Source organism: Fulvimarina fulva, assembly GCF_039652615.1.
Classification (GTDB): domain Bacteria; phylum Pseudomonadota; class Alphaproteobacteria; order Rhizobiales; family Rhizobiaceae; genus Fulvimarina.
On record NZ_JBDJAC010000014.1, the window covers coordinates 1 to 15,613 of the forward strand.

The window sequence follows — 15,613 nt, forward strand, 5'->3', positions numbered from 1 at the left end:
GAGGCCTTCGCAGAGATCGACAAGGAGGAGATCGATCCGATCCTCACCATCACAACCATGAAAGCCGCCTGATCATGACCTCAGGCCACCCAGAAAATTACACCAGCTTGACGGACGTGACCCTGGGAAAGTTCGGCGATCAAATCGTCGGCAAAAATCCCGAATGTAGCTTTAGATCTCTGAGCTTCGGTTGAGCGTCGGCGTTCATCGATCGGATTGGAGCCCCCAACTAACACTCGACGAGCGTTATCGGCTTTTTCTCGAGCATCAGCGAGAGAGACCGTAGCCGTTCCACCTAGTCCCATCTCCTTCAGCTTGCCTTGCCAGCGAAACATGAAGAGCCAACGCCGCGAATTTCCCGGACCGACAACGAGATACAAACCGTTGCCGTCAGCATGACGACCAGGTTCGCTTATCGTAGCGACGCGACGTGCTGACAAGCGTTTCGTTTGGACTGCCATGCCATCTTACCCCAACGTATACCCCAACGCATGACACGGATCGTACAGGGCACTAATAGACATCGCCAGACTCGAAAACGTGCGCAACCGAATAAATCAAGGAAGTCTTGGACGGAGTCGAACGGAGATGGACGCTTATTCGAATCCCTCTCTCACCGCCACGTCAGGGCCTCGACAGGCCTATCCCTAACTCATTGATGTTGGTTCACACGCGGACCTGATCCGGGTTTTCCATCGAGACTTGATCCGGCTCCGACTTAAGTTGGAGGGGGCGTCTTTATAAAGCCACGAGCGTTTTCCTTCTTTTGGCGGTTGGCGGTTGGCGGTTGGCGGTTGGCGATTCCGGTACCTGCCCTGAAGCGGACGCTGTCGTTTCCGGTCTTCAGGCTCTGGCCGCGACGGGCGAGACGATCGAGCAGTGCGGTGGTCATCCTGACGCCGCCAAAGGTGGTGGGGCCCTTTTGGGCTACCGGTAGGTCTTCGAAAGCGGCCTTTCATAGAATTCCGGTCAGCGGGATCGCTGCAAAGCGCATGCGTCATGCTGGCGGAGCTTTGGGCGCATCGCTTTCATTGCTCGCCGTCAGCCGGCCGCGAAGGACGGTCAGAACGCGAAGGACCGTCGCGAGGTCATCGGGCGACAGATCCCTTGCAAGCTCGTCGGCTGCGGGATTCCAGGCACGGATCGCGTTGTCATAGGCATGCTGTCCTTCTGCCGTCAGAACGACCAGTTGAGCCCGCTTGTGCCGGGGGTTGGCCTTGAAGGTCACCAAGCCCTCCTTCGCAAGCTCGTTGACGATCCTTTGAACGTTCTGCCTGTTCGCCCCGAGGTCCCGCGCCAGCCAGGCGACCGGCTGCGGCTCGCTCGCATAGGCGATGGCGCCCATGATCTGCCATCGGGCGCTCGTGAGGCCATGGGGCAGTACCAGACGGTCGCCCCAGGTGAGGGCCGCGTTGTTGACCCGAAAAAGCGAGAGAATGAGATCGGTCAGCATCTCCGCCGACGGTGTTCTATCGAGCATGTCGAAATCCTATTGACATCATGATGTCGTTTATCGATATTGACACCATGATGTCATTGTGGCGTCCCGCACACAAGGAGAACGACATGCCCAAGTTTCTGGAAATGGATAGGAGTGTTTCGCTGGCCGATCAGCTGCACGACGATGAGGCCGGTCCGGTCACCTTGATCAACACCTTCGTCGTCGAGACCGGTGATGTGGATGCGTTTCTGGAGGTCTGGGGCCGCGACGCCGAGATCATGAAGCGGCAGCCGGGGTTCATCTCGACCCAGCTTCATCGCGGTATCGGCGGCAGCGGCGCCTTCCTGAATTATGCGGTCTGGCAGTCTGTCTCTCATTTCAAAGATGCCTTCGCCAATCCGGAATTCCGGGCCCAGCTCGGCTCTTACCCGGACAGCGCGACAGTGAGCCCACACCTGTTTCGCAGGATGGAGGTGCCCGGCATCTGCGTGGGGTGAGAAACGCGCGTTTCCACCCCTCTGAGACGCTTCAGAACCGAGGCGGCCGCTTCAGACCGCCTCGATCATCGCCATCACGTCGTCCTCGATCGCAATCCCGTCGCTTGCGGCCTTGCGCCGTGCTTCGAGACCCCGGCGACCGGGCAGCCGGACACCCGGTTCCGAGCCGATCATCGCGGCGAGTTCCCCAAGGCGACCGAGCGCGCCGTCGCCGCCAATGGCTTCGGGGTCGAGAACCAGGATGAACTGACCAAGACGCGGCGGCTCGCCCTTGTCGTCGAAGAGCGAGGAAGCCTCATAGGCAAAGTTCGCGCCGGTCAGGCCGGCGCTCAGCATTTCCACCATCAGCGCCAGCGCTGCGCCCTTGGCATCGCCCGCCGGGGCCATGGTGCCGGCAAGCGCAGCGTCCGCGTCCGTCGTCGGGTTACCGTCCTTGTCGAGCGCCCAGCCTTCGGGAATGGCGACGCCTTTCTGCTTGGCGGCCATCACCTTGCCGCGCGCGACCCTCGACAGCGACAGGTCGATGACGACCGGCTCCGCGTCCGGTATCGGCGTCGCAAAAGCGATCGGATTGGTGCCGAAGACCGGCTTCGTTCCGCCCCAGGCAGCCATGGCGCTCGGTGCATTGGCGGTCATGAGGGCGACGAGACCCTTTTCGGCAAAGCGCTCGACGGTCAGGCCGAGGACCCCGGCATGATGGGAGTTGCGGACCCCGATGGCCAGAACGCCGGTTTCGGCAATGACGGCCGGCGCGCGCTCGATGGCAAGATCGAAGGCAGGATAGGCAAAACCCTCGGCGGCGTCGACGCGCATGGTCGCAGAGCGGGGCATGTCGATCAGAGGCGTTGCGTGCCCGTCGACCTTCTTCACCTTCGCCTGCGCGCTATAGGCCGCGACGCGCCGGAGGCCGTGGCCACCCTGGCCGGAAGTTTCGGCGGTGACGAGTGCATGGGCGACGGACGCGGCCTGTGCGGGCCCGACGAAGGCCCGTTGCAAGGCCTCGGCGACAAGGCGTTCGGCGTCTTCGATCGAAAGGATCTTGGTCATGCGGACTGGCTCTTGAGATGGTTGAGGACATTGTCCGCGGTGACGGCGCTGACTCGGACATTCGCCTCTTTCGTGACCCCGGCGATATGCGGCGTCAGGATGAGATTGGGAACCCCCTGGAAGAGCGCCCCGGCTTCGGCGTTGAGAGGTTCGGTCTCGAAGACATCGAGCGCGGCCCCGCCCAGTTGGTCGCTCCTGAGGGCCTCAACGAGCGCGGCCTCGTCTACGACACCGCCACGCGCGGTGTTGATGAGGATCGCGCCCGGTTTCATGGCCTTGAGGGCATCGCGGCCGATCAGATGGCGTGTCGTCTCGCTCAACGGCACATGCAGGCTGACGATATCCGAGGTCTCGAGCAGGGCTTGAAGCTCCAGACGTTGCGCGCTCTCCCAGGCGACGTCGGTTTCGGGAAGAAACGGATCGAAGGCGGCGATCTCGCAGCCAAACACCCGCGCACGGGCGGCGACCTTCCGGGCGATCCCGCCAAAGCCGATGAGGCCGAGGCGCTTGCCCGCGATCTCGCCTCCCATCATTTCCATGCGCGGCCAGGTGCCGGCAGCGACATCGGCGCTGCGGTGATAGGCCTTGCGCAACAGCGTCAGCGCCGCCGTCACCACATATTCTGCGACCGCCACGTCATTTGCGCCGGTCGCCGGATAGACCGCGATCGCCTTCGCCTTGCAGGCATCGAGGTCGATATTGTCGAGACCGACCCCGAGACGGCCGACGCAGGTAAGGGCCGGCACGTCGGACAGGATGTCTTCCGAGACCTGTGTGCGGTTGCGCACGATCAGCGCCTTCGCGGTCTTCAGTGCGTCCTTCAGCGCGTCCGGACGGTTTACGAGGTCTGGATCGTAAAGAACGTCGTGGCGTTCGCGCAGCTGGTTCACCGCCGCTTCGTCCATGAATTCGGAAATGACGATGTCTGACATATGGCGTTCTCACTCTCTCATCTTGGCTGACTGAAAAAAGGCCGCCCGCCCGAAGGGCGAGCGACCTTTGAATGGATCCCGATCTTGAGGATCAGGCGCTGCGATAGAGCTTCGTCATCACGAATTCCCGGTGGCCGAGGGCTTCGGCCGCGGTCATCCGCCCGTTCGCAGTGCGCATGATGTTCTCGATCAACGCATCACCGGCCTGATCGATGGTCATGTCCCGGCGCAGGATGCCGGACACGTCGACGTCCACATGCTCCGACATGGTGCGTACCGTGCGCGGATTGGCGGTGATCTTGACCACCGGCACGATCGGATTGCCGATGACGTTGCCCTGGCCGGTGGGGAAGGTGTGGATCACGTAGCCCGCCGCTGCCATCAGGGTCACGCATTCGGCGGCTGCCGAAGAGGTGTCCATGAAGTAGAGACCATTGCCCTTCTGGGGCGCTTCGGCAGGTTCGAGAATGTCGATGAACTGGCACTCGCGGCCGATCTTCTCCAGATTGCCGAGGGCCTTTTCCTCGATGGTGGACAGGCCGCCCTCGATATTGCCCTTGGTCGGCTGGGACTCCGACAGATCGTTGGTCGCATGGGCGAAGATGACATCGTCCTGATAGGCCTTCCACATCTTGTACCAGCGCTCGCCGACCTCTTCGTCAACCGCGCGCTTCTGGCAGATGTGCTCGGCGCCGGTGATTTCGGAGGTCTCGCCGAAGACGCCGTAAATGCCTTCCGGGATCAGCTTGTCATACATATTGCCGACGGTCGGGCAGGAGCCGAGACCGGTCGTGGTGTCGGACTCGCCGCATTTGGTCGAGACCCAAAGCTCGGAAACATCGCATTCCGTGCGCTGGATCTCGCTGGCCCACTGGACGAATTCCTTCGCCTTGCGCGAGACGTCCATGATCGTCTTGAGGTCGCCATTCTGCTCGATCGAGAAGGCGGCGACCGGCTTGCCAGTCTCTGCGATGCCGTCGGCGATCTTCTGGGTCCAGCCCGGCTCGATGCCGACGACGATGCAGGCCGCGACATTCGGGTTCGCGCCGGTACCGATCATGGTGCGGAAGTGAAGGTCGAGATCGGGGCCGAACTGCAGGCGGCCATAGGCGTGGGGCAGGGCGAGCGTGCCCTTGATGTTGTTGGCGACGGCCTCGCAGGCGGCGTTGGAAATATCGTCGACCGGCAGGATGACGACGTGGTTGCGCACACCCACACGGCCGTTCTCGCGACGATAGCCCTGGAATTTGCGATTCGTATTGATCGGCATGGTCAAGCTCTTTTCAAGATGAGGCGGAAGCGGGAGAGACATGGGACGCGTATGGCGCTGTGCGCCGGCGCAATCCGAGGCGGTCTCACCAGCGATTTGTCTTCAGATTGTGGACGTGGACATGGCTGCCCTTCTTCACGTCGGCCTTGAAGCGTCCGATGTCCTCGCCGTATTTCACCGCCGTATCGCCCGACGAAATATCGCTGAGAGCGATCTTGTGCCCGATCGGAACGTCGTCGTTGGCGGTCAGGCGAAACGAGGAATTGTCGTGGGTGACGACGCAGAGCATGTCTGTGCCCGCCTTCAGTCCCTCGACGACGACCACGCCGACATTGTCCTTCTGGTCGTGAACCAATAGCTGCGGGTGACTGCTCATGATGTTTTCTCCCTGGTGAATTTCATGAAAATCGCGGCGATCTGAGCCGAGCCTGCGGGCCGCTTGGCCTTTGTTCCCAATCGCCTTTTGCGCTCGCCCATCGGTTTCGCCGGGCAGTCCGCGAAGCGATCGGGGTTTGCATTCGCTGAAGTCTTGTATAAGATATAAAATATGTTTTCGATCGGGTGTCAAGAGTGCTATGAAGCGGGAGCGCGCTTTTCAAAGGGCCGGAAAAGGCGTGACGTGATTGGCTTCGATGGAGACCGGGCTGCGATGAGCGAAAGTCAATTGGAAGGACTGGCCTTCAGGCCGCTCTACGCCCAGGTCCGGTCGCGGCTGGTCCAGCGCCTGATTACGGGGGACTGGACGCCTGGCATGATGCTGCCGAGCGAGTTCCAGCTCGCAAAAGAGCTCGGCGTAAGCCAGGGCACCGTCCGCAAGGCCCTCGACGCCATGACCGCCGAGCATCTTCTGGTCCGCCGGCAGGGGCGCGGCACCTTCGTCGCTGTTCCGGAAGAGGGTCGTATTCTCTTCAAGTTCTTCCGCCTCGTGGCCGACGACGGCACGCGGCTCTTTCCCCGAAGCGAGGTGATCGGCCGCGGCCGCGCCCAGGCATCGAGCACGGTTCGCGATCAGCTGAAGCTCGCCGACGGCGACGAGATCTGGTGGATCGACCGGGTGAGGCGGCTTGGCGAAAAGCCGGTCATCGTGGAGCGCGTCACGCTTCCCGTCGCTCGTTTCGAAGGGTTCGGCGAGATGGAGACCATCCCCAACAATGTCTATGCGCTGTATTCGGAGCACTACGGCATCACGATCGGCCGGGCCGCCGAGAAGCTGAAGGCGAAAGCTGCCAGCGATCATGTGGCGCGGCATCTTGGCTGCGGCAGCGGCCACCCCGTCCTTCAGGTGGAACGCGTCGCCATGGCTCTCGACGACACGCCGATCGAGCACCGCCTGTCCACCTGCCTGACCGACGATTTCCACTACGGAGCAGACCTTTGACAACGCCGGTCAGGTCCTGGAGCCGTCGTTAGAACCCGGCTCCTCTCCCCCTTCGAAGCGATCTCACCCGCCCCGCCGGCCAAGCCGAAGCGTCGGGGCGACAGTATAAGGCCAGCCCATGCCGACACAGTCCCAATCGACCCAGCCTCGATCGAACTTCGCGCCTTCGGCCCTCAAGGACCGCTACTGGCCGCTGTTTCCGGGTATTCTGCTGGCCCTTGTGGTGGCCGCCGCGGCGCGGTTCGTGGCCGACCATTACAGCGCTCCGGTGATGCTGTTCGCGCTTTTGATCGGCATGGCCTTCAACTTTCTGGCCGTCGATCCGCGCTTCAAGCCAGGCCTCGAGTTTTCCTCCAAGAGCCTGCTGCGCTTGGGGATCGTGCTTCTGGGCGCGCGGATCACCACGACGGACATCGCCTCGCTCGGGATCTCGACCTTCGCCACGGTGATCGGCCTCATCGCGCTCACCATCGCCACCGGCTTCGTCTGCGGGCGCATCTTCGACAAGCAATGGCGCTTTTCACTTCTGACCGGCGGTTCCGTCGCCATCTGCGGCGCGTCCGCCGCCCTCGCCATCGCCTCCGTCATTCCTCACAATGAAAAGACCGAGCGCAATCTTCTCTTCACGGTGGTTTCGGTCACTACGCTCTCGACGATCGCGATGATCCTTTATCCGATCCTGTTCACGGTGCTGGGGCTGAGCCCCAGCCAGAGCGGCTTCATGGTCGGCGCGACCATTCACGACGTCGCCCAGGTCGTGGGGGCCGGCTATTCGATCTCCACCGATGTCGGCGACGTCGCGACCATCATCAAGCTCCTGCGCGTCACGATGCTGCCGGTGGTTCTCATCATCATCGTGCTGGTCCTGGCGGGGCAGAAAAGCGGCGGTGCGACATCGGTGCGCCTGCCGTCCTTCGTTGTGGGCTTCGCGGTTCTGACCGCTATCAACAGCCTTGGATGGCTGCCGGGTATAGTGGCGCAAGGGGCCGTCGATCTGTCGGGCTGGCTTCTCGTCATCGCCATCTCGGCGCTCGGCGTACGCACCAACATGAAGGATATGCTGCAGCTCGGCTGGCGGCATGTCGCCATGGTCGTCACCGAAACACTCGTTCTCCTGATTCTCGCGATCACCGCCGTCGAGATTGGTCTTGCCGGGTAAGGCCGTCGGCCTCGGAACGGGTTGGCGAATCACGAATGAACCGAATGTCGGTTTATTCGTCGCATGGTGATGGGCATGTCACGACGGCGAAGGGCCGAGCGATCCCCGTTCGACGATCGCGGTTTCGATGCAGCGGGGGCCGTCCGGTGCTTTGCCCTCGATCAGGGCGAGCAGCGAGGCCGCCGCACCCGCGCCCATCCGCTGGTGGGGAACGTGAACGGTCGTTAGACCGGGCTCTACATGGGCGGCGATGTCGATATCGTCGAACCCGGTGATGGAAATGTCGTCGGGAATCCGCAAGCCCGCGCGTTTTGCGGCCGAGATCGCGCCGACGCCAAGCACGTCATTGCCGCAGATGATGGCGGTCGGGCGGGGAGGGCGCTTCATCAGCCTGTCGAAGGCCGCGGCCGCCTCGTCGAAGGCATAGCGCACCTCTTCGACCGCAAGTCCCGCCGGATCGAGGCCCGCCTCGGCAAGGGCCGCGCGCACGCCTTCGACGCGGCCGGCGGCCCTGTCGTTCATGGTGGTGATGCCGGAAATCATCGCGATCTCCCTGTGCCCGCGCGACAGAACGCGCTCCGCCATTGCCTTCGCCGCCCCGACATTGTCGAAGCCGACGCAGGGCTCCTGCTGGTTCGAAAGGGACCAGGCGATCACGTAGGGCGTGCCGGAACGCTCCAGGAATTCGTAGGCGCTAGCCAGTCGCGCAGCGCCAATGAGAAGAATGCCTTCCGCGCCGCGCGTGACGAGCACGCGGATCTGGTCAGCCTCCCGGTCCGCGTCATAGCCCGAGCTCGATACGAGCAGCGTGACGCCGGAGGCGGCGAGCGTCTCCTGGAACGCCTGGAGGCCGCGGGCAAAGATCGCATTGTCCATCGTGGGAATGACCGCGCCGACGGTCCGCGTCTTGCGGGAGGCAAGTGCCTTCGCGCCGAAATGCGGTGTATAGCCGAGCGTATCGACCGCATTCATGACGCGCTCGCGGGTCTTCTCGGTGACCTTGCCCGGCTCGTTCAGGCAGCGCGAGACCGTTGCCGTCGAAACCCCTGCCATTTTCGCGACGTCTTCGAGGGTGCTTCTGAGCGACACGTCTTTGTCTCTATCCCTTTACCGCTAACGCCGCGCGATGATCGGCCCGACCTTGCCTCGCTATAATCCATATTTTCTCGCTGACGGAAATGAAAACGCTTGCAGTTCAGATTGTAAGCGCTTACACTGATCGTGCAGTTCGGCTTGGGAGGGCCAGGCTCGTGAACAATCCTCTGATTTGGTTGATCGGCGCGCTCGCCGTTTTTCTCGTCTTTCTTGCGAATGTCTATGTGGGCGCAGCCGGTGGCGCTGGCTTTGTCGGCCGTAGCGGCGAATTGCTGCTCATTATCGCCGTCAGCATCCTGTTCGTCATCGGGACGCTCCAGTGCGAGGCCAGAGCCAGATCGAAAAACCAATCCAGAAAGTCTCGGGAGGAGACCCTATGACCACCAGTGACAGATCAGAGCTCGAAAACCACGCGCGCCGGAACTTCATGAAGTTGACGGCTGCCGGCAGTTTCACCGCGGCGCTTGTCGCCGGGGCTGCTGGAACGCTCTGGTCGGACGAGGCGGCGGCGCAAGGCGCCAATGAAGAGCGCCAGCGCGAAGCCGACGCCGAGCAGACGATGACCATCGCAACGGCCTATGTTCTCGGGGCCTCGCGCAGCTATCCGATCATGCAGCTGGACCTCAAGGAAAACATCCAGAACCTTTCGAATGGCCGCATCTATGTGAAGCTGGCGCCCGGTGGGCAGCTTGGCGCTGGTGGCGCACTCGTCCAGAAGGTTCAGAGCAACACGATCCAGGCGGCCCAGCATTCGATCTCGAATTTCGCGCCCTTCGCGCCCGCCGTCGATCTGATCAATCTTCCCTATTTCTGCGGTTCGAACCAGCGGTTCGTGAACCTCGTCAAATCCGATGCATGGCGGAACGATGTGCATCCACAGATCGAGCAGCGTGGCTTCAAGCCGCTGTTCTACGTGGTCATCGATCCGCGCGTCGTCGCGCTTCGCAAGGGCGAGGACAAGCCGGTGATTTTGCCGGGCGACCTGAAGGGCATCAAGTTCCGCGTGCCCGGCTCGGAAATGCTCCAGCAATATTATCGCATGGTCGGCGCCAACCCGACGCCGGTGGCCTGGGGCGAAACCCCGTCCGCCATCAAGCAAGGCGTTGCCGATGCGCTCGATCCGGCGGTCGGCGCCCTCTACGTCTTCGGCTTCAAGGACATCCTGTCCCACGTCACCTTCACACAGGCCGTTCCCGACGCTCAGATCTATTCCTGCAATCTGGAGTGGTTCAACGGCCTCTCCGACGAGATGAGGGAGGCGATCGAGATCGCGTCGGAAATCACCTCGGTCCAGAATCTCGCCAAGGTGCCGTCGGCGCGTGCCTATGCCATGTATGAGATGCAGCGCGCGGGCGTCGAATTCCACACGCTCGATGACGATCAGCTCGCCCAGTGGAAAGAGGTGGGCGGCTATCAGCGCAGCGAATGGGACACCTACAAGTCCGAGCTTGCCGGGTCGATGGACGCATTCGTAAAGCTCGAAGAAGCTGCGGGCACGCAAAGCAAATACGCCGTCAACGATGCCTGACTGTCTGTGACAGGAGCCGGCGCGCGCTCTTGCGCGCCGGCTCGGCCACGACGCGTCGCTCTGGCGCGATGCAAAGAACTCAAACCGTTACCGCCCGTCGTGCGTTTCTCGCACGCGCGGCGTGCCGGGAGGTGGCATGCGCTCCATTCTCGCAATCCTCGATCGCAATCTCGAACGCTGGGCGCTGCTCGTTTTCTATACGATGCTCGTTCTCGTCATGGCCGTTGAAGTCGTGAGGCGCGAAGTCTTCGCTTATTCGTCAATCTGGGGCGAGGAGGTGGTGCGCTATTCCTTCATCTACCTATCTTGGATTGGTGTCGCGGCGGCGATCAAGGAACGGGCGCATATCCGCATCGACATCCTGACCGCGCTGTTGCCGCAAAGGGCGAAGACCACCGTCTTCATCTTTGGCGATCTCGTCATGCTCGCTGTGGCCTTCATCGCTCTCTATTGGTCCTACGAGACGGTCGCGGTGTCGTGGAAGTTCGGCTCCGTCAGCCATGGTCTCAGACTGCCCATGGTCTGGTTCCTGGCCGCCGTTCCAATCGGTTTCGCCCTCGTCGTCATCCGCCTCCTCCAATCCATCATCCGCGACGTCGGCTCCTTGCGGGCAGGCACACCGGTCTATGAAGGCGAACGTCTGTTCGACTGAGGTGAACTCATGCTTTGGCAACAACTCCAGGAACAGACGGTCGAGCTTGGCTGGTCTTTTTACGGTCCGGTCATTGCGTTCGTCGTTCTGTGCGGCCTTGCGGTTCCCGTCTGGGCCGCGATCGGCGTCGCCGCCTGTCTGATGCTCTATATTTCCGGCGTCCTGCCCCTTTCGCTCGTGGGTGAGGCCCTGTTCGACGGGATTGACGCGTTCGCGCTGACGGCGATCCCGCTCTTCATCCTGACCGGAGACGTTCTCGTGCGCACCGGGCTCAGCCGCAAGTTCCTCGATGTCGCCGACGCGCTCACCTCCTGGGCCAGAAGCGGCTTCGGCTCGGCGACCGTGCTCGTCTGCGGCATGTTCTCGGCTATCTCCGGCTCGGATGCGGCGGGTGCCGCCGCAGTCGGGCGCATGACCATCAACCGTCTGGCCGAAGCGGGCTATCCCCGGCCCTATGCCTGCGCTCTCGTCGCTGCTGGAGCCTGCACCGGCATCCTGATCCCGCCTTCGATCGCCTATATCGTCATTGGTCTCGTGCTGGGCATTTCGGCGTCGACCCTCTTCGAAGCGGCGCTGATCCCGGGCATTCTCATTCTTCTGTCCATTCTCGTCACCAATTCGGTGGTCAACCGGGTGAAGGCGTTCGAGAACAACGACGCGATCTCGTTTGCCGAATGGGGCACCAATGTTGCCGCGGCCCTGAAGCGGGGATGGTACGCGTTCCTGGTGCCGGCGATCATCTTCTACGGCATCTTTTCGGGCCGCCTTACGCCGACGGAGGCGGGTGCGGTCGCCGTCGTCGTCACCATCATCATGGGCTTCATACTGCGCACCTTGAGCTTTGCGGACTTTCCCTCGATGCTGGTATCGTCGGCCAAGGTGAACGGCGTCATCCTGCCGATCATCGCCTTCTCGCTGCCGCTCGCCCAGGCGCTTGCCGCTCTCAACGTGCCCCAGGGCTTTGTCTATTCGATCACCGAAATCACCAGCGATCCGATCTTCATCATTGCCTTGATGATCGTCGTCCTTATCGCCGCAGGCTGCGTGATGGAAACGACGCCCAACATCGTCATCCTGGCTCCAATCCTCAAACCGCTTGCCGACGAGATCGGCATGGGCGAGCTCCAGTTCTGCGTGATGATGATCACGGCGCTGGGCGTCGGCTTCATCACGCCGCCCCTCGGGCTGAACCTCTTCGTGACGGCGGGGCTGACCGGCGAGCCGATCCTGAAGATCGCCTATTGGGCCGTTCCCTTCGTCCTTTTCATGCTGATGGTGGTCCTTCTGATCGCCTACGTCCCCGTCCTTTCGGTCCCGGTCTTCTGATGCCGGGACCCTGCCAAGCCGTTTGTTTCTTCGACCGATACGACTACGAAAGAGGTGTCTCATGAGCCGCGAATATCTCAAGAAAGCCGATGAGGTTCCGGCATCGAGCGCGCAGGATGTCCGCCACACCGTCCTGTCGATCCTCGACGACATCGAAAACGGGCGCGAAGAGGCTGCGCTGCGCTATGCTTCGAAATTCGATCGCTATGAAGGGCCGGCCGCCGTCACGAAAGATGCGATCGCGGAGGCAGCGTCCAAGGTTTCCCAGAAGCTGAAGGACGACATTCGCTTTGCCCATGACAATGTGCGGCGCTTTGCCGAACGCCAGCTCGCGACCCTCGGCGATGTGGAATACGAGATCGTGCCCGGCTTCACGGCAGGCCAGAAGAGCATTCCGGTGCGCGCCGCCGGGGCTTATGTGCCGGGCGGGCGTTATAGTCATGTCGCTTCCGCCATCATGACCGTGACAACCGCCAAGGTCGCGGGCTGCGAGCATATCACCGTCTGCTCTCCGCCCCGGCCCGACACGGGCGTCAATCCCGCCATCCTCTATACCGCCGATCTGTGCGGCGCCGACACGATCCTTGCCATGGGCGGCGTCCAGGGCGTCGCCGCCATGGCCTTTGGTCTGTTCGGAACCCCGCCCGCCGATATCCTGGTCGGCCCCGGCAACCAGTTCGTCGCCGAAGCCAAACGCGCCTTGTTCGGCCGCGTCGGCATCGACATGTTCGCCGGCCCGACCGACAGCCTGATCCTGGCCGATGCGAGCGCCGATGCGGATGTCGTCGCGGCTGATCTCGTCGGCCAGGCCGAGCATGGCTACAATTCCCCCGTCTGGCTCGTCACCGACGACCGCAGGCTTGCGGAAACCGTCATGGGCCTTGTGCCCAATATGATTGCCGACCTTCCCGAGCCGAACCGCGACAGCGCCTCAAAAGCCTGGGAAACCTTGGGCGAAATCATCCTCTGTTCCGATCGCGAGGAGATGGCGGCCACCTCCGACGAATACGCGCCGGAGCATCTGACCGTTCAGGCGGGCGATCTCGACTGGTGGCTGAATCGTCTGAAATGCTACGGCTCGCTCTTTCTCGGCGAGGAGACGACGGTTGCCTATGGCGACAAGGCGTCCGGCACCAATCACGTCCTTCCGACCTCGGGCGCGGCGAAATATACGGGCGGCCTCTCGGTCCACAAATATATGAAGATCGTCACCTGGCAGCGGGCAACGCGCGAGGGCTCGAAACCCGTGGCCGAGGCGACGGCCCGGATCTCGCGCCTCGAAGGCATGGAGGGCCACGCCCGCACCGCCGACATCCGTCTGCGCAAATATTTCCCGAAAGACAATTTCGATCTTTCGGCTGCGGAGTAGGGCGAAGCCATGACAAGCCCATCCTCGCTCTTCGATCTGACGGGACGGATCGCCTGCGTGACCGGGGCGAGCAGCGGCCTTGGCCGCGCCGCCGCCTCCATGCTCGCCGAGGCCGGCGCCAAGGTGGTCGGTGTTGCGCGCCGGGCCGACCGACTGCTCGAATGGGAAGCGGAAGCGGAGGGGGAGACCGCCAGCATCGCCGCCGATCTCGGAGATAGAGACGCGCTACCCTCGATCGCGGAACGCGTCGCGGAGCCTTTCGGGTCGCCGGATATTCTGATCAATGCGGCTGGGATCAACACTCGTGAGACCGCCGATCAGGTGACGGCCGAGGGCTGGGACCGGACGATCCATCTCAATCTCACCGTTCCTTTTCTTCTGGCCCAGGCGCTCGCGCCTCAGATGAAAAAGCGGGGCTGGGGCAGGATCGTCAACTTCGCCTCGCTGCAGTCGCGCCGCGCCTTTCCCGGGGGAATAGCCTATGGCGCCTCTAAAGGCGGCGTCGAACAATTGACCCGCGCCATGGCCGAGGCCTGGTCGCGCGATGGGGTCAATGCCAACGCCTTGGCCCCCGGGTTCTTCCCGACCGAGCTCACCGGACCGGTCTTTTCCGACAAGGGGCTTGCCGAGCGGAATGCACGCCAGACCTGTATTGGCCGTAATGGTGAGATGGAGGATCTGCGCGGGCCGCTTCTGTTTCTGGCTTCCGATGCGTCGGCCTATGTGACCGGCCAGCTCCTCTTTGTCGATGGAGGATTCACCGCCCGATGAAAGCGCTCGTCTACACCGGTCTCAAAACCCTCGACTATCGCGACGCGCCCGATCCCGAACCGCGCGACGGCGAAGTGATCGTCAAGGTCGAGGCCGTGGGGATTTGCGGCTCGGACATGCACGCCTTTCTCGGCCATGACGAAAGACGGCCCGCGCCGCTTATTCTCGGCCATGAGGCGGCGGGCACCGTGACAAGCGGCAAGCTTGCGGGCAAACGCGTCACCGTCAATCCGCTGGTGACCTGCGGCACATGCCCGGCCTGCGAAAAGGGGCGCAACAATCTCTGCCCCAATCGTCAGATCATCTCGATGGCGCCGAGGCCCGGCGCTTTTGCCCAGTATCTCGCCATCCCCGAGAAAAATCTCGTCGAAATTCCCGACGGCGTCAGCGTCGACAAAGCCTGTCTCGCCGAGCCGCTCGCCTGTGGTTGGCATGCCGTCCGCGTGGCCGCGCGCAATGATCCGGACGCCTTGCGGAGCGGCACGTGCGTCGTCATCGGCGGCGGCGCGATCGGCCTCGGGGCCGCTCTTTCGCTTCACGCTGCGGGGGCAAGCCGGGTGATCATCGCCGAGACCAATCCGAGGCGACACGCCGCGCTCGAAGGCGCCGGTCCCTTCGAGATCGTCGATCCCACCTCTGATCCCGTTTCGATCACCGCCGATGTGGTGATCGACGGCGTCGGCTTTGCCGCCACCCGCACCATGGCGAGCCGCATCGCAAAACCCGGCGGCGTCATCGTCCATATCGGACTCGGAGACAATGAGGGCGGTCTCGATATACGCCGCCTGACCCTTCAGGAAATCAGCTTCATCGGCACCTACACCTATACGTCCGACGATTTCCGCCAGACCGCCGCCGCTATCTTCGATGGCCGCCTCGGCGCTCTCGACTGGCCGCATATGCGCCCCTTGCGAGACGGCGCAGCCGCCTTTGCCGACATCCTGAACGGCCGGATCGCGGCCCCGAAAATCGTCCTCGTTCCGTAATGCGCGGACCTTCAAGAGCGGTGCTCTCGAAGGTCCTCCGGGCTCACATCTTGGGCCGGAAGGAATCGGGATCGGCCATGCGCCAGTAAGCGCCGTAAGGCGTGCTGTCGGGATCATCCAGCAACTGCCGGTCGGACAGGAAGGACACCACGTCCGAGATCG

The 15,613-nt window shown here is 62.7% G+C and carries 17 protein-coding genes and 1 pseudogene; 11 read left to right on the top strand and 7 right to left on the bottom strand.

All coding sequences use genetic code 11. The features are described 5' to 3' along the window. On the top strand, window positions 1-194 hold a 194-nt coding region (locus tag ABDX79_RS16470), incomplete at its 5' end, for a hypothetical protein (protein ID WP_346221504.1). Between the two features lie 12 nt (window positions 195-206). Here the strand turns inward: ABDX79_RS16470 and ABDX79_RS16475 are convergent. Next, window positions 207-461 (bottom strand): annotated as a pseudogene (locus ABDX79_RS16475) (Arm DNA-binding domain-containing protein); the annotation flags it as partial. 536 nt (window positions 462-997) lie between these two features. Further along, window positions 998-1,480 (bottom strand): MarR family winged helix-turn-helix transcriptional regulator, encoded by a 483-nt coding sequence (locus tag ABDX79_RS16485; RefSeq protein WP_346221401.1) that lies wholly within the window; start codon window positions 1,478-1,480, stop codon window positions 998-1,000. A gap of 86 nt (window positions 1,481-1,566) precedes the next feature. Between ABDX79_RS16485 and ABDX79_RS16490 the strand changes: the two genes are divergently transcribed. Beyond that, complete coding sequence (locus ABDX79_RS16490) at window positions 1,567-1,938, top strand: antibiotic biosynthesis monooxygenase family protein (protein WP_346221402.1); 372 nt, start codon at window positions 1,567-1,569, stop codon at window positions 1,936-1,938. 51 nt (window positions 1,939-1,989) lie between these two features. Here the strand turns inward: ABDX79_RS16490 and ABDX79_RS16495 are convergent, their stop codons facing one another. The 4 genes from ABDX79_RS16495 to ABDX79_RS16510 all read right to left on the bottom strand — a co-directional run bounded on the left by ABDX79_RS16495 (window position 1,990) and on the right by ABDX79_RS16510 (window position 5,563). After that, a complete protein-coding gene (locus ABDX79_RS16495) occupies window positions 1,990-2,985 on the bottom strand; it encodes an Ldh family oxidoreductase (RefSeq protein WP_346221403.1) in 996 nt (331 codons plus the stop codon). Continuing rightward, window positions 2,982-3,917: a hydroxyacid dehydrogenase gene (locus tag ABDX79_RS16500; RefSeq protein ID WP_346221404.1), complete on the bottom strand. Its 936-nt coding sequence runs from the start codon at window positions 3,915-3,917 to the stop codon at window positions 2,982-2,984. The genes ABDX79_RS16495 and ABDX79_RS16500 overlap by 4 nt, the downstream gene beginning before the upstream one ends. Window positions 3,918-4,008: 91 nt before the next feature. Next, window positions 4,009-5,187 carry a UxaA family hydrolase gene (locus tag ABDX79_RS16505; RefSeq protein ID WP_346221405.1) on the bottom strand — a complete coding sequence of 393 codons (1,179 nt, stop codon included), beginning with the start codon at window positions 5,185-5,187 and terminating at the stop codon, window positions 4,009-4,011. An 85-nt stretch (window positions 5,188-5,272) separates the two neighbouring features. Continuing rightward, window positions 5,273-5,563: a UxaA family hydrolase gene (locus ABDX79_RS16510; protein ID WP_346221406.1), complete on the bottom strand. Its 291-nt coding sequence runs from the start codon at window positions 5,561-5,563 to the stop codon at window positions 5,273-5,275. A gap of 273 nt (window positions 5,564-5,836) precedes the next feature. On the opposite strand from ABDX79_RS16510, the gene ABDX79_RS16515 reads away from it, so the two are divergent. Next, window positions 5,837-6,565, top strand: a complete 729-nt coding sequence (locus ABDX79_RS16515) for a GntR family transcriptional regulator (RefSeq protein ID WP_346221407.1) — start codon at window positions 5,837-5,839, stop codon at window positions 6,563-6,565. Window positions 6,566-6,683: 118 nt separating this feature from the next. Next, window positions 6,684-7,724, top strand: a complete 1,041-nt coding sequence (locus ABDX79_RS16520) for a YeiH family protein (protein WP_346221408.1) — start codon at window positions 6,684-6,686, stop codon at window positions 7,722-7,724. A 78-nt stretch (window positions 7,725-7,802) separates the two neighbouring features. On the opposite strand, the gene ABDX79_RS16525 is transcribed toward ABDX79_RS16520, so the two are convergent. Next, window positions 7,803-8,813, bottom strand: a complete 1,011-nt coding sequence (locus tag ABDX79_RS16525) for a LacI family DNA-binding transcriptional regulator (RefSeq protein WP_346221409.1) — start codon at window positions 8,811-8,813, stop codon at window positions 7,803-7,805. 161 nt (window positions 8,814-8,974) lie between these two features. Between ABDX79_RS16525 and ABDX79_RS16530 the strand changes: the two genes are divergently transcribed. The 7 genes from ABDX79_RS16530 (at window position 8,975) to ABDX79_RS16560 (ending at window position 15,451) form a co-directional block, all read left to right on the top strand. Next, window positions 8,975-9,199, top strand: coding sequence for a hypothetical protein (locus ABDX79_RS16530; RefSeq protein WP_346221410.1), 225 nt, complete (start codon window positions 8,975-8,977; stop codon window positions 9,197-9,199). Continuing rightward, window positions 9,196-10,347 carry a TRAP transporter substrate-binding protein gene (locus ABDX79_RS16535; protein WP_346221411.1) on the top strand — a complete coding sequence of 384 codons (1,152 nt, stop codon included), beginning with the start codon at window positions 9,196-9,198 and terminating at the stop codon, window positions 10,345-10,347. Before ABDX79_RS16530 ends, ABDX79_RS16535 begins: the two co-directional genes overlap by 4 nt. Window positions 10,348-10,483: 136 nt before the next feature. Beyond that, the gene (locus ABDX79_RS16540; RefSeq protein ID WP_346221412.1) at window positions 10,484-10,999 is read left to right on the top strand and encodes a TRAP transporter small permease; all 516 of its coding nucleotides are present in this window, start codon (window positions 10,484-10,486) and stop codon (window positions 10,997-10,999) included. A gap of 9 nt (window positions 11,000-11,008) precedes the next feature. Next, window positions 11,009-12,325, top strand: coding sequence for a TRAP transporter large permease (locus ABDX79_RS16545; RefSeq protein WP_346221413.1), 1,317 nt, complete (start codon window positions 11,009-11,011; stop codon window positions 12,323-12,325). A gap of 61 nt (window positions 12,326-12,386) precedes the next feature. After that, window positions 12,387-13,694, top strand: a complete 1,308-nt coding sequence (gene hisD / locus ABDX79_RS16550; RefSeq protein WP_346221414.1) for a histidinol dehydrogenase — start codon at window positions 12,387-12,389, stop codon at window positions 13,692-13,694. A gap of 9 nt (window positions 13,695-13,703) precedes the next feature. Next, entirely contained in the window at window positions 13,704-14,465 is a 762-nt protein-coding gene (locus ABDX79_RS16555; protein WP_346221415.1) for an SDR family NAD(P)-dependent oxidoreductase, read from the top strand. Then, the gene (locus tag ABDX79_RS16560) at window positions 14,462-15,451 is read left to right on the top strand and encodes an alcohol dehydrogenase catalytic domain-containing protein (RefSeq protein ID WP_346221416.1); all 990 of its coding nucleotides are present in this window, start codon (window positions 14,462-14,464) and stop codon (window positions 15,449-15,451) included. The genes ABDX79_RS16555 and ABDX79_RS16560 overlap by 4 nt, the downstream gene beginning before the upstream one ends. The last annotated feature ends 162 nt before the right edge of the window (window positions 15,452-15,613 follow it).